The 26373-nt window shown below is 39.5% G+C and carries 28 protein-coding genes and 2 riboswitches; of the genes, 26 read left to right on the top strand and 2 right to left on the bottom strand.

All coding sequences use genetic code 11. The features are described from left to right. Nucleotides 1–116: 116 nt before the first annotated feature. The 24 genes from AC2TFD_RS25030 to yunB all read left to right on the top strand — a co-directional run bounded on the left by AC2TFD_RS25030 (nt 117) and on the right by yunB (nt 23193). Nucleotides 117–2501: a 3-hydroxyacyl-CoA dehydrogenase/enoyl-CoA hydratase family protein gene (locus AC2TFD_RS25030; RefSeq protein WP_484674149.1), complete on the top strand. Its 2385-nt coding sequence runs from the start codon at nt 117–119 to the stop codon at nt 2499–2501. Nucleotides 2502–2578: 77 nt separating this feature from the next. Next, on the top strand, nt 2579–3754 hold the full coding sequence (locus AC2TFD_RS25025) for an acetyl-CoA C-acetyltransferase (RefSeq protein ID WP_484674148.1): 1176 nt from the start codon (nt 2579–2581) through the stop codon (nt 3752–3754). Nucleotides 3755–3769: 15 nt separating this feature from the next. After that, a complete protein-coding gene (locus tag AC2TFD_RS25020) occupies nt 3770–5554 on the top strand; it encodes an acyl-CoA dehydrogenase family protein (protein ID WP_484674147.1) in 1785 nt (594 codons plus the stop codon). 180 nt (nt 5555–5734) lie between these two features. After that, nucleotides 5735–6091, top strand: coding sequence for an arsenate reductase family protein (locus AC2TFD_RS25015; protein WP_484674146.1), 357 nt, complete (start codon nt 5735–5737; stop codon nt 6089–6091). A gap of 34 nt (nt 6092–6125) precedes the next feature. Continuing rightward, the gene (gene gcvH / locus AC2TFD_RS25010; RefSeq protein ID WP_335512184.1) at nt 6126–6509 is read left to right on the top strand and encodes a glycine cleavage system protein GcvH; all 384 of its coding nucleotides are present in this window, start codon (nt 6126–6128) and stop codon (nt 6507–6509) included. Between the two features lie 115 nt (nt 6510–6624). Continuing rightward, nucleotides 6625–6864: a YusG family protein gene (locus AC2TFD_RS25005; RefSeq protein ID WP_335512182.1), complete on the top strand. Its 240-nt coding sequence runs from the start codon at nt 6625–6627 to the stop codon at nt 6862–6864. Between the two features lie 131 nt (nt 6865–6995). Continuing rightward, on the top strand, nt 6996–7352 hold the full coding sequence (locus tag AC2TFD_RS25000; RefSeq protein WP_335512179.1) for a toprim domain-containing protein: 357 nt from the start codon (nt 6996–6998) through the stop codon (nt 7350–7352). Between the two features lie 3 nt (nt 7353–7355). Next, nucleotides 7356–7664, top strand: a complete 309-nt coding sequence (locus AC2TFD_RS24995; RefSeq protein WP_335512177.1) for a thioredoxin family protein — start codon at nt 7356–7358, stop codon at nt 7662–7664. A 116-nt stretch (nt 7665–7780) separates the two neighbouring features. Beyond that, nucleotides 7781–8134, top strand: a complete 354-nt coding sequence (locus AC2TFD_RS24990; RefSeq protein ID WP_335512174.1) for a hypothetical protein — start codon at nt 7781–7783, stop codon at nt 8132–8134. Nucleotides 8135–8210: 76 nt separating this feature from the next. Next, nucleotides 8211–8313: riboswitch (SAM riboswitch) on the top strand. A gap of 70 nt (nt 8314–8383) precedes the next feature. Next, nucleotides 8384–9700 (top strand): O-acetylhomoserine aminocarboxypropyltransferase/cysteine synthase family protein, encoded by a 1317-nt coding sequence (locus AC2TFD_RS24985; RefSeq protein WP_335512172.1) that lies wholly within the window; start codon nt 8384–8386, stop codon nt 9698–9700. 123 nt (nt 9701–9823) lie between these two features. After that, nucleotides 9824–9930: riboswitch (SAM riboswitch) on the top strand. 166 nt (nt 9931–10096) lie between these two features. Then, the gene (locus AC2TFD_RS24980; protein ID WP_484674145.1) at nt 10097–11122 is read left to right on the top strand and encodes a methionine ABC transporter ATP-binding protein; all 1026 of its coding nucleotides are present in this window, start codon (nt 10097–10099) and stop codon (nt 11120–11122) included. Beyond that, the gene (locus AC2TFD_RS24975) at nt 11115–11780 is read left to right on the top strand and encodes a methionine ABC transporter permease (RefSeq protein ID WP_335519175.1); all 666 of its coding nucleotides are present in this window, start codon (nt 11115–11117) and stop codon (nt 11778–11780) included. Before AC2TFD_RS24980 ends, AC2TFD_RS24975 begins: the two co-directional genes overlap by 8 nt. 16 nt (nt 11781–11796) lie before the next feature. Next, nucleotides 11797–12630 carry a MetQ/NlpA family ABC transporter substrate-binding protein gene (locus tag AC2TFD_RS24970; RefSeq protein WP_484674144.1) on the top strand — a complete coding sequence of 278 codons (834 nt, stop codon included), beginning with the start codon at nt 11797–11799 and terminating at the stop codon, nt 12628–12630. A 434-nt stretch (nt 12631–13064) separates the two neighbouring features. Continuing rightward, nucleotides 13065–13850 carry a Fe-S cluster assembly ATPase SufC gene (sufC, locus tag AC2TFD_RS24965; RefSeq protein ID WP_335509872.1) on the top strand — a complete coding sequence of 262 codons (786 nt, stop codon included), beginning with the start codon at nt 13065–13067 and terminating at the stop codon, nt 13848–13850. A 23-nt stretch (nt 13851–13873) separates the two neighbouring features. Then, entirely contained in the window at nt 13874–15184 is a 1311-nt protein-coding gene (sufD, locus tag AC2TFD_RS24960; protein ID WP_484674143.1) for a Fe-S cluster assembly protein SufD, read from the top strand. Then, nucleotides 15184–16413, top strand: coding sequence for a cysteine desulfurase (locus AC2TFD_RS24955; RefSeq protein WP_484674142.1), 1230 nt, complete (start codon nt 15184–15186; stop codon nt 16411–16413). Before sufD ends, AC2TFD_RS24955 begins: the two co-directional genes overlap by 1 nt. Continuing rightward, a complete protein-coding gene (gene sufU / locus AC2TFD_RS24950; protein WP_484674141.1) occupies nt 16403–16840 on the top strand; it encodes a Fe-S cluster assembly sulfur transfer protein SufU in 438 nt (145 codons plus the stop codon). The genes AC2TFD_RS24955 and sufU overlap by 11 nt, the downstream gene beginning before the upstream one ends. Nucleotides 16841–16891: 51 nt before the next feature. Further along, on the top strand, nt 16892–18289 hold the full coding sequence (gene sufB / locus AC2TFD_RS24945; RefSeq protein WP_484674140.1) for a Fe-S cluster assembly protein SufB: 1398 nt from the start codon (nt 16892–16894) through the stop codon (nt 18287–18289). Nucleotides 18290–18496: 207 nt separating this feature from the next. Continuing rightward, entirely contained in the window at nt 18497–18715 is a 219-nt protein-coding gene (locus AC2TFD_RS24940; protein ID WP_484674139.1) for a hypothetical protein, read from the top strand. 37 nt (nt 18716–18752) lie between these two features. Next, nucleotides 18753–19598: a DUF72 domain-containing protein gene (locus AC2TFD_RS24935; RefSeq protein ID WP_484674138.1), complete on the top strand. Its 846-nt coding sequence runs from the start codon at nt 18753–18755 to the stop codon at nt 19596–19598. Between the two features lie 192 nt (nt 19599–19790). Beyond that, on the top strand, nt 19791–20612 hold the full coding sequence (locus AC2TFD_RS24930; protein WP_335509881.1) for a sulfite exporter TauE/SafE family protein: 822 nt from the start codon (nt 19791–19793) through the stop codon (nt 20610–20612). A 19-nt stretch (nt 20613–20631) separates the two neighbouring features. Further along, complete coding sequence (locus tag AC2TFD_RS24925; RefSeq protein WP_484674137.1) at nt 20632–21978, top strand: bifunctional metallophosphatase/5'-nucleotidase; 1347 nt, start codon at nt 20632–20634, stop codon at nt 21976–21978. 67 nt (nt 21979–22045) lie between these two features. Further along, nucleotides 22046–22348 carry a YunC family protein gene (locus AC2TFD_RS24920; protein ID WP_335515725.1) on the top strand — a complete coding sequence of 101 codons (303 nt, stop codon included), beginning with the start codon at nt 22046–22048 and terminating at the stop codon, nt 22346–22348. A gap of 89 nt (nt 22349–22437) precedes the next feature. Next, on the top strand, nt 22438–23193 hold the full coding sequence (gene yunB / locus AC2TFD_RS24915; protein WP_335515723.1) for a sporulation protein YunB: 756 nt from the start codon (nt 22438–22440) through the stop codon (nt 23191–23193). A gap of 22 nt (nt 23194–23215) precedes the next feature. Here yunB and AC2TFD_RS24910 read toward each other — a convergent pair whose 3' ends face one another. Continuing rightward, the gene (locus tag AC2TFD_RS24910; protein WP_335515728.1) at nt 23216–24163 is read right to left on the bottom strand and encodes a M23 family metallopeptidase; all 948 of its coding nucleotides are present in this window, start codon (nt 24161–24163) and stop codon (nt 23216–23218) included. 201 nt (nt 24164–24364) lie between these two features. On the opposite strand from AC2TFD_RS24910, the gene lipA reads away from it, so the two are divergent. Then, nucleotides 24365–25282 (top strand): lipoyl synthase, encoded by a 918-nt coding sequence (lipA, locus tag AC2TFD_RS24905; RefSeq protein ID WP_335568561.1) that lies wholly within the window; start codon nt 24365–24367, stop codon nt 25280–25282. Nucleotides 25283–25320: 38 nt separating this feature from the next. Here lipA and AC2TFD_RS24900 read toward each other — a convergent pair whose 3' ends face one another. Beyond that, nucleotides 25321–25959: a YhcN/YlaJ family sporulation lipoprotein gene (locus AC2TFD_RS24900; protein WP_335568562.1), complete on the bottom strand. Its 639-nt coding sequence runs from the start codon at nt 25957–25959 to the stop codon at nt 25321–25323. A 114-nt stretch (nt 25960–26073) separates the two neighbouring features. On the opposite strand from AC2TFD_RS24900, the gene AC2TFD_RS24895 reads away from it, so the two are divergent. Further along, nucleotides 26074–26349 (top strand): YutD family protein, encoded by a 276-nt coding sequence (locus tag AC2TFD_RS24895; RefSeq protein ID WP_335515715.1) that lies wholly within the window; start codon nt 26074–26076, stop codon nt 26347–26349. Nucleotides 26350–26373: the final 24 nt, after the last annotated feature.

The raw sequence follows: 26373 nt of genomic DNA, 5'->3' as shown, positions 1-26373 counted from the left end.
TGCGCAAATTTTTGAAATATTCTATAGTAATAGTTAGCAGGTTCATTCATTTGTGAATTTTTTTTGACATAAAAATGAATGAGTATTCATTCAAAATAAGTTAGGGGGAGACATTGTTGAACCAATTAATCAAAAAAGCAGCTGTTCTCGGGTCAGGAGTAATGGGATCAGGGATTGCTGCCCACCTGGCAAATATCGGTATACCAACATTATTATTGGATATTGTTCCTCGGGATTTAACACAAGATGAAAAAGCTAAAGGACTTACTTTAGAGGATATGCAGGTACGTAATCGTATTAGCACCCAATCCATCCAAAAAATATTAAAACAAAAACCAGCTCCTTTAGCGGTAAAAAAGAATCTTGCCCTTATTGAAGCAGGAAATTTAGAAGACGACCTCGTTAAACTGAGGGATGTAGACTGGGTCATCGAGGTTGTCGTTGAAAATTTAAATGTTAAGAAGCAGGTTTTTGAAAAAGTAGATCAATACCGTAAACCGGGAAGTATTATCAGTTCCAATACATCTGGAATTTCTGTAGAAGCGATGGCAGAAGGAAGGTCAGAGGATTTTAAAAAGCATTTCCTAGGCACACACTTCTTTAACCCGCCAAGATACTTAAAATTACTTGAAGTGATTCCTACTCAATATACCAGCCAAGAGGTCATTTCATTTATGAAAACTTTTGGAGAGGATGTCCTGGGAAAAGGAGTTGTATTCGCCAAGGATACACCTAACTTCATTGCCAACCGCATTGGAACCTATGGTCTTTTAATTACCGTTCAGGAAATGTTAAAGGGCGGCTATAGTGTTGGTGAGGTTGATTCTGTCACAGGACCATTAATCGGACGTCCATCAAGTGCAACCTTCCGTACCCTGGATGTGGTTGGTTTGGACACTTTCGCACATGTAGCAGGTAATGTATATGAGAAAGTTTCTGGCAAAGAAAAGGAAGTTTTTGAAGTTCCAGCATTTATGAAAACAATGCTTGAAAAAGGCTGGCTCGGAAGTAAGTCACAACAAGGGTTTTTCCTAAAAAAAGGGAAAGAGATTCTTGAACTGGACCCAGCGACATTAGAATATATACCTCGTAAAAAGTTATCAACGACAGCAACTGAACTAAGCAAGCAGGAAAAAGGTACTGCGAATAAATTGAAAGCGCTTGTATATGCGAATGACCGTGCTGGCGAGCTTTTGTGGAATATTTTTAGTCCTGTGCTTGTATACTCTGCCCAACTGCTCGGAGAGATAGCAGAAACCGTCGTTGACATTGACTCTGCCATGAAATGGGGCTTTGGCTGGGAAATGGGTCCTTTTGAAACATGGGACGCCATTGGAGTAGAAAAGTCAGTCAAAAAGATGAAAGAGAATGGATTGGAAGTTCCAGAATGGGTAACAGAGATGCTTTCTAAAGGGCATTCCTCGTTTTATGTAGAGGAAAACGGCGAACGTTTCTTTTATAAAAATGGTGAATATCGCTTAGTTGAAAACAATCCAAAAGTGATTGATCTGAAAAAGTTAAAAAAACAAAAGGGTGTTATTAAGAAAAATAGTGGTGCCAGTTTAATTGATTTAGGTGATGGTGTAGCCCTCCTAGAATTCCATTCGCCGAATAATGCGATAGGTCTTGATATTATTCAAATGATTAACTTTGCAATTGATGAAGTGGAGAAGAATTACAAAGGTCTTGTCATCGGAAACCAAGGTAAGAATTTCTGTGTGGGTGCCAACCTCGCCATGATGTTAATGGAAGCACAGGATGACAATATTTATGAGCTTGAAATGGTTATCCGTCAGTTCCAAAATGCGATGATGAAGGTTAAATATAGCTCAAAACCAGTAGTAGCAGCACCATTTGCAATGACGCTTGGCGGGGGCGCAGAGGTTTGTTTACCTGCAGCTCATATTCAAGCATCGGCAGAAACCTATATGGGGCTTGTAGAAGTAGGTGTTGGCTTACTCCCTGGAGGCGGCGGGAATAAAGAGCTATATATTAAACATTTAGAAGGCATGCCAAATGGTGTTACCTTTGATCTTCAAAATGTTGCGAATAAGGTATTTGAAACAATTGCGATGGCAAAAGTATCAACCTCTGGTGCCGAGGCTCGTGAGAATAATTTCTTAGGAGCAGCGGATGGAATTAGTGTGAACGGTGACCACTTGTTATACGATGCAAAGCAAGCTGTTTTGGCATTACATGAACGAGGATATGTACAAAAACCTCGCAGAAAGGTACCAGTGGTAGGTGAAACAGGATATGCAACACTTTTGTTAGGTGCACATTCCATGTTCCTTTCCGGATACATTTCAGAGCATGATTTAAAAATAGCAAAAAAAATTGCCTTTTGTTTAGCTGGCGGAAAAGTACCATTTGGAACTGAAGTCGACGAGCAATATTTATTGGATCTGGAAAGAAAAGCATTCTTAAGCTTAATTGCAGAAGGAAAAACTCAGCAGCGGATGCAGCACATGCTTGTGAAGGGTAAGCCGCTAAGAAATTAAAGAGATAAGCTTTAGCGCCTTTTGGCGCTAAAGCTAGACAAATAGATTGCGACTATAAGAGAAAGAGAGGGAATGAAATGAGAGAAGCGGTAATCGTGGCCGGAGCTCGGACCCCGGTAGGTAAAGCGAAGAAAGGTACGCTTGCCCATGTTCGCCCTGATGATTTGGGAGCATTGGTTGTTAAAGAAACTTTAAAGCGTGCAGGAAATTATGAAGGAAATATTGATGATTTAATCATTGGATGTGCCATGCCTGAAGCGGAACAAGGTAATAATGTGGCACGTAATATTGGTGCATTAGCTGGTCTGCACCATACAGTTCCAGCCATCACAATAAACCGTTTTTGCTCTTCTGGACTTCAAGCTATCGCTTATGCAGCACAAGGCATTATGCTCGGGTCTATCGATACTGCCATTGCGGGTGGTGCTGAATCCATGAGTATGATTCCTATGGCAGGCCATGTAATTCGCCCCAATGTAAAATTAGCAGAAACCGCTCCGGAGTATTATATGGGGATGGGTCATACCGCAGAAGAAGTTGCTAAGAAATATGGAATTACCCGCGAGGACCAGGATGCATTTGCAGTACGCAGTCATCAAAAAGCAGCGAAAGCCATTCAAGATGGAAAATTCGCAGACGAAATTGTCCCAGTTGAAGTTACTTTCCGTTCTGTCGGCAAAGACAATAAGCTAGTCGAAAAAACAATTCAGTTTTCCCAAGATGAAGGTGTCCGTCCTGATACAAACGTGCAATCACTTGCAAAACTTCGCCCTGCCTTTTCTGTGACCGGCTCTGTAACGGCAGGAAATGCTTCTCAAACAAGTGATGGCGCCGCTGCATTAATGATTATGGACCGTGAAAAAGCAGAAGCACTCGGACTAAAGCCATTAGCAAAATTCAGATCATTTGCAGTCGGCGGGGTGCCGCCTGAAATTATGGGCGTCGGTCCGGTGGTAGCAGTACCAAAAGCGGTAAAGCTAGCGGGATTAGAATTAGCTGATATTAATCTTTTTGAATTGAATGAAGCATTCGCATCTCAGTCTCTTCAAGTGATTCGCGAGCTTGGATTGGATGAAGAAAAGGTAAACGTAAATGGTGGTGCCATTGCACTTGGTCACCCACTTGGCTGTACAGGAGCTAAACTCACCTTAACCCTCATTCATGAATTAAAACGCCGGAAAGAACAATTTGGAGTCGTAACCATGTGCATCGGCGGCGGAATGGGCGCTGCTGGAGTATTTGAATTATTATAAAGGGGGAAATTTTTAATGGCACAACAAACTGAAAAAATCATTAAAGGCGGAAGCTTTTTACTCGATGATATCTCATATGACCGCATTTTAACACCAGAAGATTTTAACGAAGAACAACTAATGATAGCTAAAACAGCCGAAGACTTCGTTGAAAAAGAAGTTCTTCCACAGCTTGAACACCTTGAGAACCATGAATTTGATCGCACAGTTAAACTCTTAAAAAAAGCAGGTGACCTTGGCTTGCTGGCTGCCGATGTACCTGAAGAGTTTGACGGCCTAGGACTTGATAAAGTAACTTCTTCACTAGTGACGGAGAAAATGGCTAAGGCTGGTGGCTTCTCACTATCTTATGGCGCACATGTTGGTATCGGTTCATTGCCGATTGTTTTATTCGGAAATGATCAGCAAAAGAAAAAGTATTTACCAGCGCTTGCGTCAGGTGAAAAAATTGCCGCCTACGCTTTAACAGAGCCAGGTTCTGGTTCGGACGCTCTGGGCGCAAGAACAACAGCAAAACTAAATGCAGAAGGCACTCATTATATCCTAAACGGCGAAAAGCAATGGATTACCAATGCAGGCTTTGCTGATGTATTTGTTGTCTATACAAAAATTGATGGCGAACACTTTACGGCATTCATTGTCGAAAGAGATTTCCCTGGGGTTTCTACGGGAGCTGAAGAAAAGAAAATGGGGATTAAGAGTTCTTCGACACGTACCCTTATTCTTGAAGACGTTCCAGTACCAGTTGAAAATCTATTGGGTGAATATGGTAAAGGACACGTGATTGCGTTTAATATATTGAACATTGGACGGTATAAGTTAGCTGTAGGTGTGGTTGGCGGTTCAAAGAATGCATTTGAGTTAACAGTGAAATATGCGAATGGCCGTAAGCAATTTAATACACCAATTTCTCAATTCAATTTAACAAAAGAAAAGTTCGGGAGTATTGGCTCGAAAATTTATGCAGCAGAAAGTTCTGTTTATCGAACGGTTGGTTTGTACGAGGAAAATCAAGGTAAACTTACAACAGAAGAGCAAAAAGACATAAAATTAGTTGCAGGATCTATCGCAGAATATGCGATTGAGTGCTCCGTTAATAAATTCTTTGCCAGTGAAGTATTAGATTATGTAGTGGATGAGGGTGTACAAATTCATGGCGGATACGGCTTTATGCAGGAGTATGCCATCGAAAGAGCATACCGCGATTCGCGTATTAATCGTATTTTCGAAGGAACAAATGAAATCAACCGTCTGCTAGTGCCAGGCACATATATTAAAAAGGCATTCAAGGGGGAGCTTCCATTATTCCAAAAAGCAACGGCGCTTCAAGAAGAAATCATGATGTTAATGCCTGAGGAGCCAGGTGATGAGCCGCTTGCCCAAGAAAAACATTTAGTAAGCAATGCAAAGAAGATTGGCTTATTGGCCGCAGGTTTAGCCGCACAAAAGTTTGGTAAAGCCCTTGATAAAGAACAAGAAATCTTATCAAATATTGCAGATATTGTTTCAAATGCATATGCAATGGAATCTGTCGTTTTACGCACAGAAAAAGCGATCGCTAAGACAGGTCTCGAGAAAAACAAACAAAAACTTCTTTATACTCAAATCTTCTGTCAAGAAGCTTTCAACGAAATTGAACAGCATGCGAAGGAGACCTTGGTTGCAACGGAACAAGGAGATACTCTCCGAATGCTTGTATCGGCACTTCGTAAATTAACACGGCATACGCCAACCAATGTAATTGCAAAGAAACGGGAAGCTGCCGATGTTCTAATTAAGGCTGAACGATATTTCGTTTAATTCAGAAACTTTAGGCTCCCAGCATTTTCATTGGGAGTCTAAAGTTTTTTGTAATATTGCAGGAATTTGCGCAAATTGAGTCGAATTTTTAGATGAACTATTTTAACTTTTTTACATGTTATGTTACTATTCAAGTGACGAATACCGTCACGGATGTTTTGGCAAAGGAGAGTGAAATGGATGTCACTAACTTTTTACTGGTATCCGAAATGTGGTACGTGTAGAAAAGCAAAGAAATGGCTAGATGAACATCATGCTTCCTACAAAGAAATACATATTGTTGAAAATCCTCCATCTCGAGCAGAGCTTCAGCAACTGGTTGAAAAAAGCGGACTTGAATTAAAGAAATTCTTTAATACCAGCGGACAAAAATATCGTGAATTGGGTATTAAAGATAAGATACCCACCGCCTCTCAAGATGAGCTGCTTGAATTGTTGGCATCTGATGGGATGTTAATCAAAAGACCCTTGGTAACGGATGGAGAAAAAGTAACAGTTGGTTTTAGAGAAGAAGAATATGAAAAAATGTGGTTGTAAGCTAATTTTTTAAAATTAATGGAGGGATATTATCATGACAACACCAAAGGAATTGCGTTATTCTAAGGAACATGAATGGGTTAAGAATGAAGGAGAAACAGTTCGTGTAGGAATCACACATTTTGCACAATCTGAGCTTGGGGACATCGTTTTTGTTGAACTTCCTGAAGTTGGCGATGAAGTGACCGCAGATGAGCCATTTGGCAGTGTTGAATCTGTTAAAACAGTATCAGAATTATATGCACCAATCAGCGGCAAGGTTGTAGAGGTTAATGAAGATTTAAGCGACAGCCCTGAATTTGTTAATGAATCTCCATATGAAAAAGCTTGGATGATTGTGGTTGAGCCTTCTAATAGCGGTGAATTGGACAACCTTATGAGTGCAGAGCAATATGAAGAATTAATTAAAGAAGACTAAAGAGCCTCTATGAAACACCTTGATCTCAAGGTGTTTTTTTATGGGAAAAATTTGCACCTTCTATATTCTAAATCTGGGGGACACTAGAATAAACTTTAAAAAAGGGGCTCTTGGTATGACATTGAAACAGCAGAAGATTGACGTTACAGATCGAATCATTGGAAAAATGAAAAATGGAGAAATGGAATTATTCCTTGACAATACTTCCATTGGAAAGATACAACTTCCAGGGGATATGACGTTTCAGCTCGATCAACGATTTGAGGTAGAACAGCGAAAGATCTTTCAAAATGTGACAGTTACGGAGCAGCCTGACGCGAAATATACAGATTGTGATGATGGTGGATGGTGTTAAAGCCTTATCTTTAAGCAAACACCTATTATCAAAAAGATAATCGTGGTATAGTTAACTTGTTCACACGTTATTTACGTTTTCGAATATGTTAACAATAAACAAATAACTTTCTTTCATATAGGTGATGGATGATGAATGACTCGTATGGTGATAAAGTTCTGATTGTCGAAGGAAAATCAGATAAGAAAAAAGTAAAAAGTATCCTGAAGGAACCGATGGAGATCGTTTGCACAAATGGGACCATCAGTATGACGAAATTGGATGAATTAATTGATTCTCTTGAAGATAAAGATGTCTATATTCTCGTAGATGCCGATGATGCAGGTGAAAAACTGCGTAAACAACTGAAAAGGGAGTTTCCAAAAGCGGAACATCTTTATATTGACAGGATGTACCGTGAAGTTGCAACGGCACCCGTGTATCATCTGGCCACGGTCCTCCTAGGAGCAAATATCGATGTTCATTCTGAATTTTTAGAGATGGGATAAAAAATGAACGATTGGAACCTTGATGAGGTATCATCATTTATAAATCATCATTCATCCGGACTTATTTATTTCTATACGCCTTTGTGTGGTACTTGTCAGGTAGCATCGAGAATGCTCCAAGTTATTGAAAAAATGGTTGATGTGAATATAGGAAAAATGAATTTGAATTATTACCCCGAGCTAGCAGAAAAGTTTGAAATTGAAAGTGTTCCCTGCTTGCTATTTATTAAGGATGGAGAATTGGTTGAGATAATTTATGCCTTTCACTCTGTACCTTTTATATATGAAAAAATAAAACAATACTTTTACTAAAACAGATGTTAGCGCATCTGTTTTTTTGTGATTATTTGTCGATAGAATACCAAAGGATTTTTAGCTGGTTTACTTGAATTTAATAATGAATGGAAAGTAAATCGGAGTGATGACAAATGAACGAAATGATAGAGTTATTCCTTTCGGCTATAAAGGAACGTGGCCATGTTCTTAAACTTATTGAACACTTGGATGGTCTAAAAATAAAGCTAGTTTGCGAAGATCATGAGATATTTTTGATTTTTCATCGTGGAGAGGTTTCTGTCTTTGTTGACAATGGTGAGAAGCTCATAACACCTACCATTAGTGGTCAGAAGGAGTCCATTTTTTATCTGCTTCAGGGGAAGGAAACATTAAGAAATCTCATTAGAAATGGACAGCTCGTTGTTAATGCTCCATTTCGTATAGTTCTCCTCATCGAATCTATTTTTTACTTAACCAAACCAAAGGTTCAATTGTCTATTTCTTAAAAACTATTGACGGTATGTATTGATTTGGGGTAATATTTGTTTATAATATTCAAATAATTTTTTGCAATTTAATAGATTCTTATCCAGAGAGGCGGAGGGACTGGCCCTATGATGCCCGGCAACCGGTTAAACAACACGGTGCCAATTCCAGCAGAGTACGTCGCTCTGGTAGATAAGAAGAGAATCCCCTCTTCTTAAAGAGGGGATTCTTTGTTTGTTACTATATAAATATTGAGGAGTGTTTAGGCTATGTCAGAAAATCAAAAAAACTATCGTTTCGAAACCTTGAGTGTACATGGCGGATTGTCACCAGATCCAACAACAGGAGCACGCGCAGTTCCAATCTATCAAAATAATGCGTATCAATTTAAAAATACCGAGCATGCTGCGAATCTATTTGCGTTGAAAGAGCCTGGATACATATATACTCGAATCCATAACCCAACAACAACTGTTTTCGAGGAAAGGGTTGCGTTATTGGAAGGTGGAGTAGGAGCTCTTGCAGTAGCAAGTGGAATGGCGGCCATTACGCTGGCCATCTTAAATATTGCTGAAGCAGGAGATGAAATCGTATCAGCTTCTAATTTATATGGTGGAACTTACAACTTATTCGCAGTTACTCTTCCGAAGTATGGAATTAACGTAAAATTTGTAGATCCAGCAGATCCAGAAAATTTCCGTGCGGCTATCACAGATAAAACAAAAGCTGTGTTTGCAGAGACGATCGGTAATCCGTCTTTAAGAATTCTTGATATCGAAAAAGTAGCAGATATTGCCCATGAGGCAGGGGTTCCTTTGATTATCGATAACACATTCGCTACGCCTTACCTGTGCAGACCGATCGAATATGGTGCAGATATTGTTGTTCATTCGGCAACGAAATGGCTTTTAGGTAATGGAACAACAACAGGCGGGATTATTGTCGACGGAGGAAAGTTTGACTGGAATTCATCTAGGTTCCCTGGTTTTACTACTCCTGACTCAAGCTATCATGACCTTGTATATGCAGAAGCACTTGGTGCTGTCGCTTACATCATTAAAGCACGAGTACAGCTATTACGTGACCTAGGTCCTGCATTAAGCCCGCAAAATGCATTTCAATTCACCTTGGGACTTGAAACCCTTCATGTAAGAATGAAGGAACATATTGCAAATACGAAGGAAGTTGTTGAGTATTTAGTCAACCATCCTGCTGTAGAATGGGTATCTTATCCAGGACACCAATCTCATCCAGATCATGAATTGGCAAGCAAGTATCTTCCAAAGGGCGCAGGATCAATGATTGTATTCGGTATTAAAGGTGGAAGAGAAGCTGGAGCAAAATTAATTGATTCCATCACACTATTTGCCCATGTAGCGAATGTTGGAGATGCGAAAAGTCTAATTATTCATCCGGCAAGCACAACTCATCAACAGCTGGATGCAGAAGGTCTTAAAGCGGCTGGGGTTTCTGAGGATTTAATTCGTCTATCTATCGGTATCGAAAATGTGGAGGATTTAATTGAGGATCTGGAGTCTGCTATTGAAGCTGCAACAGGTGTATCCTCACTTAGAACAAAAGCATAATATATAATTCGAAATTTGTCGAAAATTTAGTTGACACTACTTTTTATCCATGCTAAGATTACTTTTGTACAAAAATAGTTACTTTAATCCATAAACGTATTAATTGAATATAGAATGCTATAGCTCTTATCAAGAGAGGTGGAGGGATGTGCCCGATGAAGCCCGGCAACCGTCAATATTAATTGAAATGGTGCCAATTCACACAAAGCGTAGGCTTTGGGAGATGGGAGAAAGGTTTTTATTTACGATGCCTTTCTGCCCGCTGCAGAAAGGCTTTTTAATTTTTCAATATAAGAATGTTTTTATGAATACAGTCAAACTCTATAACTAAGAAGTACGCGGTAATGGGATTAACGAACTGCAAAATATTTTATTGGATAAAAAGTAGGTGATGGAATGATTTCTATAAAAGATGTAGCTAAAATTTTCCCTTCGAAACATGGTCAGCTAAAAGCAGTTGATGATGTTACCTTAGAAATAAAAGAAGGAGAAATATTTGGCGTAATCGGATATAGTGGTGCAGGTAAAAGTACCTTAATTCGAATGCTTAATGGACTGGAGCTGCCGACACAGGGATCTGTTACCGTAGCTGGACGTGTTATATCAAAAATCAGCGGCCGTGAGCTTCGAAAGGCACGCCAAGAAATAAGTATGATCTTTCAGCATTTTAATTTACTTTGGTCTAGGACCGTTAGCGAGAATATTGCTTTTCCTTTAGAAATTGCTGGGGTAAAAGGTCCTGAAAGACAAAAACGAGTAAATGAACTCATTCAATTAGTGGGCCTTGAAGGAAGAGAAAATGCTTATCCATCTCAGCTAAGCGGGGGTCAAAAACAGCGTGTCGGCATTGCCAGGGCACTTGCGAATAATCCCAAAGTACTACTTTGTGATGAAGCGACATCGGCGTTGGACCCGCAAACTACCGATTCTATTTTGGAGTTGTTAGTGGATATTAATAATAGACTTGGATTAACCATTGTTTTAATCACCCATGAGATGCACGTCATTCGTAAAATCTGTCACAGGGTAGCTGTTATGGAAAGCGGTAGAATTGTGGAACTTGGTCAGGTTTTAGAGGTGTTTAAAAACCCTAAAGAGAAAATTACGAAGCGATTTGTCGAACAGGTTACGGAACCTGAAGAAACGAAAGAAACCGTTGATCATCTACTTGAACTTTATCCACATGGAAAAGTGGTTCAGCTCTCGTTCGTCGGGGAAGCAACAGAACAGCCTTTAATCACAAACATCATTCGTGATTTTGATGTGATTGTTAATATTCTTCAAGGGAAAATTTCACACACTCAAAACGGGTCATATGGAACCCTATTTATTCATTTAGATGGGGAAATTACCGAAATAGAGAAAGCCATTGATTATATTCACTCACAGCAAGTCGGCGTGGAGGTGATCAGTAATGGATAACTTTATGGAAATGGTTCAGTGGGAGAAACTACTATTGGCAACACGTGAAACCATTTATATGACATCTGTTTCAGTGTTAGCTACATTTATTTTTGGTTTACTCTTTGGACTGCTGCTGTTTTTAACAGATAAAGGGAATATATGGGCTAATCGGACTGTTAATGTTATTATTGCAGCATTTGTTAATATTTTCAGATCAATCCCGTTTATTATCTTAATCGTTTTATTAATTCCATTTACAAAATTATTGCTTGGGACTATTCTCGGTGCAAATGCGGCTTTGCCGGCGCTAATTATTGGTGCAGCTCCGTTTTATGCACGGATGGTGGAGATTGCCCTTAGGGAAATCGATAAAGGGGTAATTGAAGCGTCACAATCAATGGGGGCGACACATGGTCATCTCATATTTAAGGTCTTAATACCGGAATCTTTACCGGCATTAATTTCAGGGATTACTGTCACCGCGATTTCACTAGTCGGCTTTACTGCAATGGCTGGGGTCATTGGAGCCGGTGGTCTTGGTCATTTTGCTTATCTCGAAGGTTTTCAACGCAATAGACCCATTGTTACATTAGTTGCAACGATTGCAATATTAATTTTGGTATTTATCATCCAATTTGTTGGAGATTATTTTACAAAGAAAACAGATAAACGATAACTGGAGGAGTTAGAGGATGAAAAAAATAGTTAGTTTTATTTTATTGGCAATTATAGCCATCACAATAACAGCATGTGGCGGTGCAAAGAACGAATCTGCAGAAAAAGAAGATGGAAACAAAAAGTTAGTCGTTGGAGCATCAGCAGTACCACATGCAGAAGTACTTGACGCGGCAAAACCATTATTAAAGGAAAAAGGCATTGATTTAGAAGTTCAAGTTTTTCAAGACTATATTCTTCCAAACGTAACATTAAGGGATAAAGATTTAGATGCCAACTACTTTCAAACACCAGGGTATTTAGCCTTACAAATGGAAGAAAATAAGGACTTTGATTTTGTAAGTGTTGGTGAAATTCATAAAGAACCTATCGGCATTTATTCTAAAGAATATAAAAGTCTGAAAGACCTTCCAAACGGCGCTAAAATTATTATGAGTGATTCACTAAGTGACCATGGACGTATTTTACCGATTTTTGAAAAAGAAGGATTAATTAAACTTAAAGAAGGCGTTGGAGCAAATGCAAGAGTCGAGGATATTGTTGAAAATCCAAAGAATCTTGATTTCTCCACTTTAATTGAAGCAAAATTATTAGCTACTTCATTCGAAAGTGGTGAAGGTGATGCGGTCGTTATTAATACGAACTACGCTTTAGAAGGCAATGTTGACATTGGAAAGTATGGAATTGCCTTTGAAGGTGAAGACGTTGTACCGGCAAACCTTGTAGTTGTCCGTTCAGAGGATAAAGACCGAGAAGAAATCAAGGCTCTTGTTGAGGTCCTTAAGTCAAAAGAAATTCAAGACTTCATTCAAGAAAAATATCAAGGTGCAGTTGTAACGGTTACTGAATAATATATAAATATAAGAAATAGGGAAGTCAGTGAAATTAAACTCACTGGCTTCCTTCTGTTTATTATTTTAGTCACTGTACATGAAACGAATTTAATAGGAAAAAGTAGGGAGGGAACAATATTGCTGATACCTTGGAAAATAAATATAAATACGCTATGATTTTATTCGTAAGTGATTTACATAAAGGTGTCACAAGTATCAATTTTCTAAATTAGTATAGTACAAATACATCTTGTCTTATAAAACATTCTCATTTGGATTGAGTTGAGTGAAAATAAAATTCTTTTTCATTACCAAAAAAGTTATTACTCTTTATGAGTTGCTAACAGATTCTATTTGTTATAAGATTGTAATGAGAATAAAGTGAGAATGAATTTTGGGGCCAAGTGAATTTGGGCTACAAGATACAAAATTATCTTTGCGGAGGTATATATATGGCTGGATCAACATTAACGATCAAAGATTTACATGTAGCAATTGACGGAAAAGAAATTCTTAAAGGTGTAAACCTTGAAATAAAAGGTGGAGAAATCCACGCAATCATGGGACCAAACGGAACCGGGAAATCAACTTTATCTTCCGCGATCATGGGTCATCCAAAGTATGAAGTAACGAGCGGAAATATTACATTAGATGAACAAAATGTACTTGAAATGGAAGTAGATGAGCGTGCACGTGCTGGTCTATTTTTAGCCATGCAATATCCAAGTGAAATCAACGGAGTAACCAATGCTGATTTCTTGCGTTCGGCCCTTAACAGCCGTCTTGGCGAAGGAAATGAAATTTCATTAATGAAATTCATTCGTAAGATGGATAAGCAAATGGAATTCCTTGAAATGGACCTAGATATGGCACAGCGTTATTTAAACGAAGGATTCTCTGGCGGGGAGAAAAAGCGTAATGAAATCCTGCAATTGATGACGCTAGAGCCGAAAATCGCTATCTTAGACGAAATTGACTCAGGATTAGATATCGACGCCCTAAAGGTTGTTTCAAAGGGAATCAATCAAATGCGCGGAGAAGACTTTGGCTGCTTAATTATTACTCACTATCAAAGACTATTAGATTATATCACTCCTGACTATGTGCATGTTATGATGCAGGGCCGTATTGTGAAATCTGGCGGACCAGAACTAGCACAACGCTTAGAAGCAGAAGGATATGACTGGATCAAACAAGAGCTAGGAATTGAAGATGAAACAGTTGGGCAAGAAGCGTAAGAGTTAGCGTTAGGAGGATAATCATGACAACAGAAACGAATTTATCATTTGATAAAGATTTTGTTCGTTCCTTTTCAAAAGAATCGAACGAGCCTGCGTGGATGGAAGAATTTCGTCTAAATGCATTAGAACAGAGCGAAACCCTTCCAATGCCAAGACCTGATAAAACAAAAATTGATAAGTGGAATTTCACACAGTTTGAAACTCATACTGTAGCTAGTCAGGCTTTCACAGCACTATCGGAGCTTCCTGAAGAAGTGAAAACGTTAGTCGGTGTAGATGGAGTTCCTAAAAATTTATATATTCAACGTAACCAAACTCCTGCATATCTTTCTTTAACTGAAGATTTAAAGGAGAAAGGTGTTATTTTTACAGATATTTTTACTGCTGTTCGTGAGCATAGTGAACTGGTTCAAAAATATCTTATGGTTGACGGAGTTAAAAAAGATGAACACCGTCTAACTGCGTTACATGCAGCATTATTAAATGGTGGTGCTTTCTTATATATCCCTAAAAATGTAGAAATTGCTGAGCCAATTCAAGCCATTTATTTACATGATGACGTGGACGCAAACCTTATCAATCATGTTCTCGTTGTTGCAGACAATAATAGTTCTGTTACGTATGTAGAAAACTATATTTCCACTGTAGAAAATGCTAACGGTGTCTTTAATATTGTTACTGAAGTGATCGCAAAGGATGGTGCCAAGGTTCAATATGGTGCTGTTGATACTTTAGCAAAGGGCATCACAACATACGTGAATCGTCGTGGATCTGCAGGAAGAGACGCACGGATTGAATGGTCATTAGGATTAATGAATGAAGGAAATACAATTTCGGAAAATACAACCAATCTTGTTGGTGATGGTGCTATTGGTGATACTAAGACTGTCGTTGTTGGACGTGGCGAGCAGACACAAAACTTCACTACGAAGGTTGTTCACTATGGTAAAAACACTGAGGGCTATATTTTGAAACACGGTGTCATGAAGGATAGTGCTTCTTCTATTTTTAATGGAATTGGTCATATCTTGCATGGTGCTTCAAAATCCAATGCCGAGCAGGAATCACGTGTACTTATGCTAAGCGAAAAAGCACGTGGTGACGCAAATCCGATTCTTCTAATTGATGAAGATGATGTAACGGCTGGCCACGCTGCTTCAGTTGGACGTGTAGACCCTGTTCAACTTTACTATCTAATGAGCCGCGGCATTCCGAAAAAAGAAGCGGAACGTTTGGTTATCCATGGTTTCCTTGCTCCAGTAGTTAACCAGCTCCCAATTGAAGGAGTAAAGAAGCAGTTAACTGCTGTAATTGAAAGGAAAGTACGATAATGAATGTCCATGATATTCGTCGTCAATTCCCTATTTTAGATCAGGAAGTAAATGGAAAACCACTTGTTTATCTAGATAGTTCAGCAACTTCTCAAAAACCTTTCCAAGTCATTGAGACTGTGGAAAAATATTATAAAGAAATCAACTCCAATGTCCATCGTGGTGTTCATACTCTTGGCACAAGAGCAACGGACGCCTACGAAGGGGCAAGGGAAAAGGTTCGTAAATTTATTAATGCAAAATCAACCCAGGAAGTTATTTTTACTAGAGGTACCACTACTTCTATTAATACGGTTGCACAAAGTTATGCGGCCGCAAATCTAACTGCTGGTGATGAAATTGTTATTACGTATATGGAACACCATAGCAACATTATTCCTTGGCAGCAGGTAGCGAGACGTACAGGAGCAGTGTTAAAGTACATCCCGCTTCAGGAAGACGGAACAATTTCGCTTAGTGATGTTAAGGCTACAGTGACATCCAATACGCGAGTGGTTTCTGTTATGCAGGTATCTAACGTACTTGGCGTCATTAACCCTGTTAAGGAAATTGCGAAAATTGCCCATGAAAATGGTGCGATTATGGTAGTCGATGGGGCACAAAGTGTACCCCATATGAAAATAGATGTTCAAGATTTAGATTGTGATTTCTTTGCTTTTTCTGGACACAAAATGTGTGCACCTACGGGGATTGGTGTTCTTTATGGGAAAAAGCATTTGTTAGAAAATATGGAACCGATTGAGTTCGGCGGAGAAATGATCGATTTTGTTCATTTACAAGAATCAACATGGAAAGAGCTCCCATGGAAGTTTGAAGCCGGAACACCAATTATTGCAGGTGCAATTGGTCTCGGTGCCGCGATTGACTTTTTAAATGAGATTGGCTTAGAAAATATTGCAGAACACGAGCACAAGCTTGCTGCCTACGCATTAGAAAAAATGTCTACTGTTCCTGGAATGACTATTTATGGACCTTTGGACGCGGCGAAACGTGCAGGTCTTGTTACCTTTAATATTAGTGATGTACACCCGCATGATGTCGCTACTGTCCTTGACTCAGAAGGCATTGCTGTCCGTGCCGGACATCATTGTGCACAGCCATTAATGAAATGGCTGAAGGCATCTGCAACTGCTCGTGCAAGCTTTTATTTATACAACACAGAAGACGATATTGATAAGCTAGTTGAAGGACTTGTTAAAACAAAGGAGTATTTCAGCGATGTCTTCTAATTTAGATGCACTCTACCGTCAAGTTATTATGGACCACTATAAAAAGCCGCGCAACCGCGGGCTTTTAGAGGATGGCAGTCATACCATCAATATGAATAATCCTACTTGTGGCGATCGAATTCAATTGACCTTTAAAGTTGAAGATGGGATTGTTAAAGAGGTAGGTTTTGAGGGTGAAGGCTGTTCGATTTCGATGTCATCTGCTTCTATGATGACACAGGCGATTAAAGGGAAAAGCGTGGAGGAAGCAATTAAGCTTTCAAAGATTTTTTCCGAAATGATCCAAGGTAAAGATTATGATGATAATATTGATTTAGGTGATATAGAAGCTCTTCAGGGTGTTGCCAAATTCCCAGCACGGATTAAATGTGCCACGTTAGCGTGGAAGGCAATGGAAAAAGGTTTAGGTGAAGAGGAACAACAATAGAACAAAAAGGGAATGATTCCTTTTTTGTTTATGAAATGGAGGAACAGGTCAATGGCGAAAAAAATGCCGGAAATCAGTGATTATAAATACGGTTTTGCCGATAAGGATGTTTCCATATTTCGTTCAAAGCGTGGTTTAACAAGTGATATTGTAAAAGAAATTTCAAAGCTAAAAAACGAACCACAGTGGATGCTTGACTTCCGCTTGAAGTCACTTGAGCACTTTTACAAAATGCCGATGCCGCAATGGGGCGGAGATTTAGCTCCGTTAAACTTTGACGAAATCACTTATTATGTAAAACCATCCGAGAAATCGGAGAAATCATGGGACGAAGTCCCTGAAGAAATTAAAGCAACGTTTGACAAGCTTGGGATTCCAGAAGCAGAGCAAAAGTATCTTGCTGGTGTATCTGCTCAATACGAATCTGAAGTAGTTTACCATAACATGAAGGTAGAACTTGAAGATTTGGGTATCGTTTTTAAAGATACTGATTCTGCTTTAAGAGAGAATGAAGATATCTTCCGTGAACACTGGGCGAAGGTTATTCCACCAACTGATAATAAATTTGCTGCCTTGAATTCGGCTGTTTGGTCTGGTGGCTCATTCATCTATGTACCACCTGGCATAAAGGTAGATACTCCCCTGCAGGCGTATTTCCGTATCAACTCTGAGAATATGGGACAATTTGAGCGTACGTTAATCATTGTTGATGAAGGCGCACACGTGCACTATGTTGAAGGATGTACAGCACCTGTTTATACAACTAACTCACTTCATAGTGCTGTAGTTGAGATTATTATTAAAAAAGACGCTTATTGCCGTTATACAACGATTCAAAACTGGGCAAACAATGTCTTTAACTTAGTTACCAAGCGTGCAGTTTGTGAAGCGAATGCAACCATGGAGTGGATTGATGGGAACATCGGTTCAAAATTAACGATGAAATACCCAGCCGTTATCTTAAAAGGTGAAGGCGCACGTGGTATGACATTATCCATTGCAATTGCAGGTAAAGGCCAGCACCAGGATGCGGGGGCTAAGATGATTCACTTAGCACCAAATACTTCTTCAACGATTGTATCTAAATCAATTTCTAAGCACGGCGGTAAGGTAACTTATCGTGGGGTTGTTCACTTTGGACGTAAAGCAGATGGCGCCCGTTCAAATATTGAATGTGATACGCTGATTATGGATAATCAATCAACATCTGATACGATTCCATACAACGAAATCCTTAACGACAACATTTCCCTTGAGCATGAAGCTAAGGTTTCGAAGGTATCTGAAGAGCAGCTCTTCTACTTGATGAGCCGTGGTATTTCAGAACAAGAAGCAACTGAAATGATCGTAATGGGCTTCATCGAGCCATTCACAAAAGAACTGCCAATGGAATACGCAGTCGAAATGAACCGTCTCATCAAGTTCGAGATGGAAGGTTCTATCGGTTAATAGATTTTGGTCCGCTTGCCCTAGATGGCAAGCGGATTTTTTGTGGTTTGCGCCCCTTTACTCTCGGATGGCGGAGAATACTCGCGGATGGCGAGAAATACTGGCGGATAGCGAGAAATACTGGCGAATAGCGAGAAATACTGGCGGATGTCGAGAAATACTGGCGGATGTCGAGAAATACTGGCGGATGGTGAGAAATACTGGCGGATGGCGAGAAATACTGGCGGATGGCGAGAAATACTGGCGGATGGCGAGAAATATTGGCGGATGGCGAGAAATACTGGCGGATGGCGAGAAATACTGGCGGATAATAAGAAATACTTGCGGATAACGAGAAATACTGGCGAATGGCAAGAAATACTCGCGGATGACGGAAAATACTCTCGTATAGAAAAAACACTCCCGCCTAGCGAAAAAATTTATTAAACGATATGCTATTATTAACAAATAGAGGTGATGAACGTTGATTTACATAGGAGTAACTGGTTGGGGAGACCATGACAGTTTATATCCAAGTCCGATTTCTCCCCGGGATAAATTAAAAGAATATGCTGGGCATTTTCCAACAGTGGAAGTGGATTCGGCCTTTTATGCGATTCAACCTAAAAGGAATGCAGCGAGGTGGATGAAAGATACGCCTGAATCATTTCAATTCATAGTAAAGGCTTACCAGGGAATGACAGGGCACCAGCGCGGTGAAATTCCATTTGCAAACAAACAGGAAATGTTCCATGCCTTCAAGGATTCACTTGAACCATACATAGAAGCAAATAAATTAGCTATGGTCCTTTTTCAATTTCCGCCATGGTATGATTGCAAGCGGGAGAATGTTGAATACTTACGATGGTGTAAAAAAGAAATGGGGCATATTCCATGCGCACTTGAGTTCAGGCACCAGTCTTGGTTTACACCTCGCTACCTGCAGCAAACGCTTGATTTTATGAGAGAAGAAAAGTGGATACATAGTATTTGTGATGAACCTCAATCTGGTGAGGGCTCGATACCAGTAATTTTAGAAGCCATTAACGATGAAAAACTTCTTATCCGTTTTCATGGAGGTAACATTCATGGCTGGCAAAAACGTACAGACGAGAATTGGCGTGAAGTTCGATACTTATACCGATATAATCAACAAGAACTTCAGGAATGGGCAGATTCCATCCGGGAATTAGCCCGGGAGTCTAAAAGCGTCTACGTGCTCTTTAACAACAATTCTGGCGGGGATGCTGCAGATAACGCAAAAGAAATGATTGAGCTATTAGAGATAGAATACGAGGACCTTGCACCTAGACAACTTGATTTATTTTAAATCGTAAATATTTTGTTAAAATCTTAAAGCCGATTTTAACGTGGAAAAGGCTATTTTGCGCTTTAGTATTTAGTTTGCAGGCTCCTTTCTTCTTAAATTTATGCTATTTTCTGCGGAAACTTAGCACAATCATAAAAATTTCTTAAAAATAACAAAGTTTAAGAAAAGAGCCTTAAATAAAGGAGAAATAATATGGAATGGATTGTTTTAGTATTATTAGGGATAGCAGGCAGTTCCTTAGGCAGTTTAATTGGATTCGGCGGGGGAATTGTGATTGTGCCCTCTTTGCTCTTTTTAAGCTCTCTGTCTGCATTTGGTTATATCTCACCACAGACAGCTGTGGGAACCTCTCTGTTCACGATGATTTTTACCGGGCTCTCCTCAACGTTAGCCTATATGAAACATAAAACAGTTGATTACAAAAGCGGCTTTATTTTTCTAATCGGAAGTGGTCCAGGAAGTATTCTAGGAGCATGGGTAACGGAAGCGTTAAATTTGAAATCATTTAACTTGTTTTTTGGAGTTTTTATTATATTTGTTTCCTGTGTACTTTTATTAAAAGATAAACTTAAACCAATTCCTTTCCGTAAAGACAAGGGGATTGTCAGAACCTTTACGGATAACTCCGGTAAAAGTTTTGAATATGGTTTTAACCCGATAATAGGAGTGCTTATTTCTTTTGTTGTTGGATTTTTATCAGGAATACTAGGAATTGGCGGCGGATCGTTAATGGTGCCGACCATGATCTTGTTCTTTTTCTTTCCACCCCATGTAGCAACAGCAACATCTATGTTTATGATCTTACCTACATCCATCCTGAGCTCGATTACCCATATTACACTCGGAAATGTTGATTGGCTTCTTGCATTGGCATTAGTCCCCGGTGCATGGATTGGTGCAAAAGTAGGTGTCTACTTAAACACAAAACTAAAAAGCAAAACAATTGTTTTCATACTACGAACCATATTAATCATCGTTGGAATACGATTAATTTATCAAGGAATTATAGGCTAATAAAGGATGCGAAATATGCATGGAAATCATTCACATATATCATACAAATGACGTCCACAGCCATTTAAAACGATGGCCGCGGATTCAGAATTTCTTAACAAGCAGAAGGCCTTATCATGAAGAAGCAGGAGAAGAGTTTCTTCTTTTTGACATAGGTGACTTTATTGACCGCTGGCACCCGCTTTCAGAGGCAACCCATGGACAGGGAAATATTGAACTGTTAAATAAAAGTGGCTATACTGCTGTTACGATTGGTAATAATGAAGGAATCAATTTCCCATACGAAGTGTTAAACCATTTGTATGACAACAGCGATTTTGATGTGCTAGTTGCGAATCTCTACAATAGCAGGAAACAACACCCATCATGGTTAAAACCTTATAAAATTTATCAGACAAAAGGTGGTACCCGGATTGGCGTTATCGGGTTAACTGCTCATTTTTCTCTGCTATACGAATTACTCGGCTGGAAGCTGACTGAGCCGATAGAAGAGTTAAATAAATGGATGAAACCTTTAAAAGATGAATCTGATATTATCATCCTGCTCTCACATCTCGGACTAAATCATGATGAACAAATCGCTGCGGAATTTCCTGAGATTGATGTAATTCTCGGAGGTCATACCCACCATACTCTTCCGGAAGGCAAATGTGTGGGCAATACGCTGCTTGCCGGTGCGGGTAAGCATGGAAGGTATGTGGGGCATGTTACCCTTCAAGTTCATGACCGGGAACCTATCAGCCAACAGGCACAGTTGTATAATGTGATGGAGCTTCCAGCCATTCCAGCCGAGAAAGTGATCTCCAAGGAGCTTTTTGGGAGAGGAAAAAAATTACTGAATCGGAAAATTACAACACTTAAGGAAGAACTACCCTATGACCCATTTCAAGAAACTGAGCTAGCGCGGATTTTATGCCAAGCACTAAGAGAATGGTGCGATGCGGATTATGCCTTTATTAATGGAGGGCTGATTTTAGGTCCATTGTCAGGAACAGTAACAGCCTATGATTTACTTACCATCTGCCCTCACCCCATCAATCCTTGTAAAATCAAACTAACGGGAAGGGAATTAAAAGAGGTTCTACTTGAAACAAAGGCTGAAAGCTGGCCACAAAGACAAATCGTGGGCCTTGGTTTTAGAGGAAGTATTATGGGAGTCAGTGTTTATAATGGGATCACTTTTAAAGAGAACAACGCCATATATATTAATGAAAAAGAATTAGACTTAGAAAAAAACTATACATTAGCAGTTCCTGATATGTTTACCTTTGGGCATTTTTTCAAAGGCGTATTTCCTAATATGAAAAAAGAGTACTTTCTCCCTGAATTTTTACGTGATTTATTACAATGGAAATTACAAAAGTAGTCCTAAAGTATATACACGCTTTATCTTGCGCTTTCATAAATTGTTAGTGAAGAAAGGAGTGTGTAACTTGATAGAGCTATCGCCGGTAGAGATTAATGGCCATACGTTCTTGGCTGTTACTGTGTTACTGCCAAAAACAACACTGCTCTCTGTAAGCAATGATAAGGGATATATTATGTGCGGTGCTTTAGATGTTGGTTTATTAAATGAGAAGTTAAAGGATCGCAAAATCATAGCCGCCAGAGCGGTGGGGGTAAGGACGATTGAACAGCTCCTTAATGCACCAATGGAGTCAGTAACAGTTGAGGCCGAAAGCTTAGGCATAACGAAAGGAATGCTTGGCAGAGAAGCCTTGCTTAAAATGGTTTAAAAAGCTTGCATGCTTGCAGGCTTTTTATAATTATGAAGGCTAGTTCCCACCTTATACGCATACATATAACATGTAAGGGGGGATCATGTTTGGTTAAGTTTCGTGTTCGTCGCAGAAAAAGGGGACCATTACCTTTTAGATATGTTATGTTATTATCATTTGTTTTCTTTCTTCTCTCTACGGCATTTGGAATATGGCTGGTGAACAAGGGGATAGAACCTTCCTTAATGAGATATGCCGAATCAAAAACAAAACAAATTGCATCGCAGGTAATCAATAAGGCGATTAACAAAAAAACAGTAGAAGTGGGAGATGTCATTGCGGTTGAAGCAGGTCAAAATGGAGCACAGCCAAGTGCTAGTTTAAAGACTGAAGTGATAAACCAGAAATTATCTGAAATTACGAGTGAAATACAGAAAAACCTCAATGCAGCAGAGAAAGGGGATCTAGATTCCTTAGAGAAGCTAACGGACGTTGATATTGAGGTAAATACTAAGGAACAGGATGGAATTATTTGGAATGTTCCATTAGGGCAAGCCACCAACATGGCGTTGTTAGGAAACTTAGGTCCGAAAATACCAGTTAGGTTTCATGCAATTGGTGAAGTTCGGCCGGATGTAAAAATTAACCCGAAGCCAATGGGAATCAACAATACATGGATTGACGTGGCCATCCATTTAGAGGTTTCAGTGCAAATCATTACCCCGTTTGCAACGGAAATTACAAAATTAGAGCAGAATATTCCAGTGGGTGGAAGACTCATTCAAGGGGATGTACCGCAATTTTATAATAATGGCGGCGGTGGGGTTACTCCTTCTATTGAGATACCCAAGCCTGAAAGCTAAAAGGACTGTCAATTGACAGTCCTTATTTTTTCCTCAATGCTTGTCTTTCTTGTTGTTTCCACAATCTTAAATGTGGAGTCGGATCAAAGGACCATTCAGTATAGCCATTATCTTTATACATTCCATAGTGAAGATGTGGAGGGAATTTCCCGGATGTCCCTGGAGGACCATATCCAGAACTGCCGACACCGCCAATCAAGGTTCCTGGCTCAACGATTTGTCCAACTTTTAAATCTTTAGCAAAACCGCTGAGATGAGCAAAATAATGATACGTATTATTAATATCACGAATTCCTACTCTCCAGCCTCCGAACTTATTCCAGCCCTTCATTTCAACGATACCATAGTTGGTAGCACGGACAGGAACGCCATAACCTGCGAATATATCGGTGCCCTCATGAATTCGTCTGCCGCCCCAGCCTCTTGCGTCGCCCCATGTACTGCGATAACTGTGATTGCTTCGTAATGGCAGCGGGAATACATGTGTATCTAAATCTAACCGGCCAAAATGGCGGTACATTTTCGCCTTTCCAGCTATTATGCCCACTGTTTTATCACGGTGATAATAATTCCATAACCCAATTTTTAAATTATCTTCGTCTGTTCCATAGGAAAGAAGATAATTGGCGAAAGTATATAAAACATCTTCATCATTCTTTAAACTGGCCTTTCCATCTCCATCCCCATCTACACCCATACCATTAAAAAGCTGGATAATTGCGGGGTTCTCTTCATTTAGGTTTGGATTGGCTGGCCCTGCCCATTTTTCAGGGGTAAAATATATCCCAATTACACTTTCCGCCTTTGGCAAGTCCTTTCGAACCTGGCGGATATTTCTCTCGTATTGATCAACAGCAGCTAAGTAATACCAAGGAATTTGTGTAATGGTTTCAACCTTTTTGTATAGCTCCATTCTTTCCCGATATTCATCAGGACCTTTAGCATGAGCATCCCTGAGAGAAAAGCTCATTAATAAGAGGAAAGTTCCAATTATCAGAAATGCTCGCACAGGAATCCTCCTTCCGATTATTGTACGCTTTTAGTTTATGATTTCTAGGCAATTTCATTATGGTTAAAAATTGGAAATGTGACACTTGAAGCTGGTCTGCTTGTCCTTGTCACAAAAAGTATGATAAAGTGACCATAGAGCACCTCATTAAGGAGTGGAAACATGACCAGAAGTGAAGAATATTTACGTAAACCTGATTGGTTAAAAATAAAATTAAATACAAATGAACATTATACTGGTTTAAAAAAGTTGATGCGTGAAAAGAAGCTACATACGGTTTGTGAAGAAGCGCGCTGCCCGAATATCCACGAATGCTGGGCTGAGAGAAGAACGGCAACCTTTATGATTCTGGGTGATACCTGTACACGTGCCTGCCGTTTCTGTGCAGTAAATACAGGGCTTCCGACTGAATTAGACTTGCAAGAACCTGAACGCGTAGCAGATTCTGTTCAATTGATGAATTTAAAACATGTTGTGGTAACGGCCGTTGCCCGGGATGATTTAAAAGATGGCGGTGCTGCAGTATTTGCTGAAACCGTTCGAGCGATTAGAAGAAAGAATCCTTTTACAAGCATTGAAGTCCTGCCATCTGATATGGGCGGAAAAGAGGAAAACCTAGCGTTGTTAATGGATGCTAAGCCAGACATCTTGAATCATAATATCGAAACGGTACGCCGACTCACACCAAGAGTTAGAGCACGTGCAAAATATGACCGTTCCCTTGAGTTTTTACGTCGGGCGAAAGAAATGCAGCCTGCCATTCCAACGAAATCAAGCTTGATGATTGGGCTTGGAGAAACAAAAGAAGAAATTATAGAGGTCATGGATGATTTACGAGCAAATAATGTGGATATCATGACGATTGGACAGTATTTACAACCTTCTAAGAGCCATTTAAAGGTTGAAAAATATTATCGTCCAGAGGAATTTGCAGAACTGCGTGAAATTGCTCTATCTAAAGGATTTAGCCATTGTGAGGCTGGACCTTTAGTACGATCATCTTACCATGCAGATGAGCAGGTTAATGCAGCCGCAAAGCATAAGCAATTATTGGGCGAAACAGAAGCAAAAGAAGCATAAGAGAAAAGAGTTCAGTCACAAGGGCTGAACTCTTTTGTTTAGCGATTATTCGTATTCATGGTGTCCTCTTGTGTCGCACCATTTTCATCTTCGGTGTCGCTCATCCTGTTGCCTTGTGGGGATTTTTTCATTTGTGTAATTAAACTGTTGACCGAATTACGAGCATTTTTACTTGTAGAATCCATATTCGCAAGATTTTCCACATCTCGCATTAAGTTAGTATCATCCGTTACATACACATGATAATATCTTGGCACAACGGACATCGCTGTTCTTTTTACCTGATCTGCTGTTTGATTCCGATTCTTTGTGTCGGAACTATAGGCAATTAACACTTCTTGGTCTGTCACTAAAGTTGCTACATCGTTAACATTTGGAATATCTGTACTAAGTTGACTAATGATATTGGCAACTTGTTCACGATCTATAGCCGAATAGTGTTTTGTACCTCCCTGGTCACCTAGAACCGGGCTTCTTTGGTGACGAACAAAGCCATAATCTTCGCTGACATTTCGTACACCACGGCTGCCGCCTTCATTGTATAACTCTTCTCTTTTATTGTTAACATTAATGGTATCTCCACTTTCTTCATACACATCGCGATTTGCCATATCCTTTGAGCAGCCTGCTGCTGTTAAGAGCAAACAAAATCCAATGATTATCGACCACTTTTTCAATTAAAGCACCTCCTTTTTTTATAATGGCCAAATAACTGATTTTTTTTCTTAGTAATTGATGGTGAATCGGTTATAATGAAAGAAAGATTTACTGGTAAAATTTGAGGTGATTACATGATCAGTATCAACGGTTCCACATATGAAATGGTGCAGGAATATAGAGAAGGTTTTAATGAGGAAGCTCTCAAGGCGAGGTACAGTGATATATTATCTAGATATGATTATATTGTCGGAGATTGGGGATATGGACAGCTTCGGCTCAAAGGCTTTTTTGAGGATCAAAATCAAAAAGCTACATTTGATACCAAAATCAGTACATTAAGTGAATATTTGTTTGAGTACTGTAACTTTGGCTGTGCCTATTTTGTTCTAAAAAAAGTAAAAAAATAAAGAAGCCCGCCAATGGCGAGCTTT

The sequence above is a fragment of the Neobacillus sp. plas4 genome (genome assembly GCF_057221695.1).
This window is presented reverse-complemented; position numbering and strand designations above follow the sequence as displayed.

Coding starts and splice junctions, on each gene's coding strand:
- AC2TFD_RS24955 (WP_484674142.1), top strand. CDS start 15,184: ATGAATGTCCATGATATTCGTCGTCAATTCCCTATTTTAGATCAGGAA.
- AC2TFD_RS24970 (WP_484674144.1), top strand. CDS start 11,797: ATGAAAAAAATAGTTAGTTTTATTTTATTGGCAATTATAGCCATCACA.
- AC2TFD_RS24925 (WP_484674137.1), top strand. CDS start 20,632: ATGGAAATCATTCACATATATCATACAAATGACGTCCACAGCCATTTA.
- sufB (WP_484674140.1), top strand. CDS start 16,892: ATGGCGAAAAAAATGCCGGAAATCAGTGATTATAAATACGGTTTTGCC.
- AC2TFD_RS24940 (WP_484674139.1), top strand. CDS start 18,497: ATGGCGAGAAATACTGGCGGATGGCGAGAAATACTGGCGGATGGCGAG.
- AC2TFD_RS24910 (WP_335515728.1), bottom strand. CDS start 24,163: ATGAGCTTTTCTCTCAGGGATGCTCATGCTAAAGGTCCTGATGAATAT.
- gcvH (WP_335512184.1), top strand. CDS start 6,126: ATGACAACACCAAAGGAATTGCGTTATTCTAAGGAACATGAATGGGTT.
- AC2TFD_RS24930 (WP_335509881.1), top strand. CDS start 19,791: ATGGAATGGATTGTTTTAGTATTATTAGGGATAGCAGGCAGTTCCTTA.
- AC2TFD_RS25000 (WP_335512179.1), top strand. CDS start 6,996: ATGAATGACTCGTATGGTGATAAAGTTCTGATTGTCGAAGGAAAATCA.
- AC2TFD_RS24895 (WP_335515715.1), top strand. CDS start 26,074: ATGATCAGTATCAACGGTTCCACATATGAAATGGTGCAGGAATATAGA.
- sufD (WP_484674143.1), top strand. CDS start 13,874: ATGACAACAGAAACGAATTTATCATTTGATAAAGATTTTGTTCGTTCC.
- sufU (WP_484674141.1), top strand. CDS start 16,403: ATGTCTTCTAATTTAGATGCACTCTACCGTCAAGTTATTATGGACCAC.
- AC2TFD_RS24985 (WP_335512172.1), top strand. CDS start 8,384: ATGTCAGAAAATCAAAAAAACTATCGTTTCGAAACCTTGAGTGTACAT.
- AC2TFD_RS24995 (WP_335512177.1), top strand. CDS start 7,356: ATGAACGATTGGAACCTTGATGAGGTATCATCATTTATAAATCATCAT.
- AC2TFD_RS24990 (WP_335512174.1), top strand. CDS start 7,781: ATGAACGAAATGATAGAGTTATTCCTTTCGGCTATAAAGGAACGTGGC.
- sufC (WP_335509872.1), top strand. CDS start 13,065: ATGGCTGGATCAACATTAACGATCAAAGATTTACATGTAGCAATTGAC.
- AC2TFD_RS25020 (WP_484674147.1), top strand. CDS start 3,770: ATGGCACAACAAACTGAAAAAATCATTAAAGGCGGAAGCTTTTTACTC.
- lipA (WP_335568561.1), top strand. CDS start 24,365: ATGACCAGAAGTGAAGAATATTTACGTAAACCTGATTGGTTAAAAATA.
- AC2TFD_RS24980 (WP_484674145.1), top strand. CDS start 10,097: ATGATTTCTATAAAAGATGTAGCTAAAATTTTCCCTTCGAAACATGGT.
- AC2TFD_RS24975 (WP_335519175.1), top strand. CDS start 11,115: ATGGATAACTTTATGGAAATGGTTCAGTGGGAGAAACTACTATTGGCA.
- AC2TFD_RS25015 (WP_484674146.1), top strand. CDS start 5,735: ATGTCACTAACTTTTTACTGGTATCCGAAATGTGGTACGTGTAGAAAA.
- AC2TFD_RS25005 (WP_335512182.1), top strand. CDS start 6,625: ATGACATTGAAACAGCAGAAGATTGACGTTACAGATCGAATCATTGGA.
- AC2TFD_RS25025 (WP_484674148.1), top strand. CDS start 2,579: ATGAGAGAAGCGGTAATCGTGGCCGGAGCTCGGACCCCGGTAGGTAAA.